The sequence below is a fragment of the Butyricicoccus sp. AM32-19 genome (assembly GCF_003480365.1).
Taxonomy (GTDB): Bacteria; Bacillota; Clostridia; order Oscillospirales; family Butyricicoccaceae; genus Agathobaculum; species Agathobaculum butyriciproducens.
In genome coordinates this window covers 3,500-5,000 of sequence record NZ_QUIX01000032.1, presented here as the reverse complement: position 1 = coordinate 5,000, position 1,501 = coordinate 3,500, and the positions used below count along the sequence as shown (strand labels likewise).

The 1,501-nt window shown below is 57.3% G+C and carries 1 protein-coding gene and 1 pseudogene; both read right to left on the bottom strand.

Features of this window, described 5'->3' with window-relative positions:
• Positions 1-1,105, bottom strand: a 1,105-nt coding sequence (acrA, locus tag DW806_RS14840; RefSeq protein ID WP_147358120.1) for an acryloyl-CoA reductase electron transfer subunit beta, incomplete at its 3' end; no start/stop codon positions are given.
• Positions 1,106-1,126: 21 nt separating this feature from the next.
• A pseudogene (locus DW806_RS14835) lies at positions 1,127-1,501 on the bottom strand (electron transfer flavoprotein subunit beta); the annotation flags it as partial.

Sequence of the window (1,501 nt, the reverse complement as noted above, 5' to 3'; positions counted from 1 at the left end):
CCTTAGCAGCCTTGATTGCGTCGATCATCATCGGAACAACCTTGAACAGGTCGCCGCAGATGCCGTAGTCAGCTACGTCGAAGATCGGAGCGGAATCAGACTTGTTAACTGCTACGATGCACTCGGAATCCTGCATACCAGCCTTATGCTGGATAGCGCCGGAAATGCCCAGAGCAACGTACAGCTTCGGATGTACGGTCTTGCCGGTCTGACCAACCTGGTGGTCAGCAGACAGCCAGCCGGAGTCGATAGCAGCACGGGAACCGCCAACAACGCCGCCGAACAGGCCAGCCAGCTCTTCAGCCAGCTTGATGCCGGTCTCAACGTCCTTGGAGATACCACGGCCTACAGATACAACTACCTCAGCGCCGGTCAGGTCAACCAGCTCCTTAGCTTCCTTAACGACCTCGAGAACCTTGGTCTTGATGTCAGCCTCGGACAGCTCGAAAGCTACCGGCTCAACAACTACTGCGTTAGCCTTAGCCTCGTTGTACTCGCCCTTCTTCAGTACGCCCGGACGAACGGTAGCCATCTGCGGACGGAAGCGCGGGCAGATAATGGTAGCCATCAGGTGACCGCCGAATGCCGGACGGGTCATCTTCAGGTTGCGGTCCTCGCGGTTCAGAGCATCGATCTGAGCCTGCGGCAGAGTGGAAGCATCCTGCAGGAATGCAGCGTACTTCTCTACGTCTACGTCGAGGTGGGTGCAGTCTGCGGTCAGACCGGTGTGCAGACGAGCTGCGCAGCGCGGGCCCAGGTCACGGCCAATGTTGGTAGCGGCGATCAGCAGGATCTCCGGCTTCTTAGCCATAACGGTGTCGCACAGAACCTTTGCGTATGCATCGGTGGTGTAGGTCTCGAGCAGGTCGCTCTCGCAAACCAGAACCTTGTCAGCGCCGTAAGCGCCCAGTTCCTTTGCCATCTTCTCGCCTACGCCCTTGCCGCCAAGCAGCAGGCCGCAAACTTCAGTGCCCATGTCGTCTGCCAGCTTGCGTGCCTCAGAGATCAGCTCGAGCACGGTCGGCTGCAGCTCGCCCTGGCGCTGCTCACAGAATACCCATACGCCGGAAAAATCGGCGAGGTTCGTATTATTGAAATCAGCCATTGTTCAGTATTCTCCTTCCGATTAAATGATGTGCTTCTTCTGAAGCTCAGCAACCAGCTCGTCGCAGGTAGCCTTGTCAGCGCCCTCAAGCATCTTGCCCTGACCCTTCTGGGGAGGAGTGAAGGACTTGAAGATGTTGGTGGGAGAACCCTTCAGACCAATGGTGGTGGGATCGATCAGCGGATCGTCCTTCAGGGTGTTGTAGTCATAAACTGCGATCGGCTTATCGTAGCAGCCCATGATGCCCTTGATGGACATGTAGCGGGGCTCGTTCAGCTCCTTGATGCAGGTCAGCAGGCACGGGGTCTGGGTCTCGATGGTCATGTAGCCATCCTCCAGAGCGCGCTTAACGGTAACGGTGGTGCCCTCGATCTTTACGTCAGCAGCGTAGGAGAT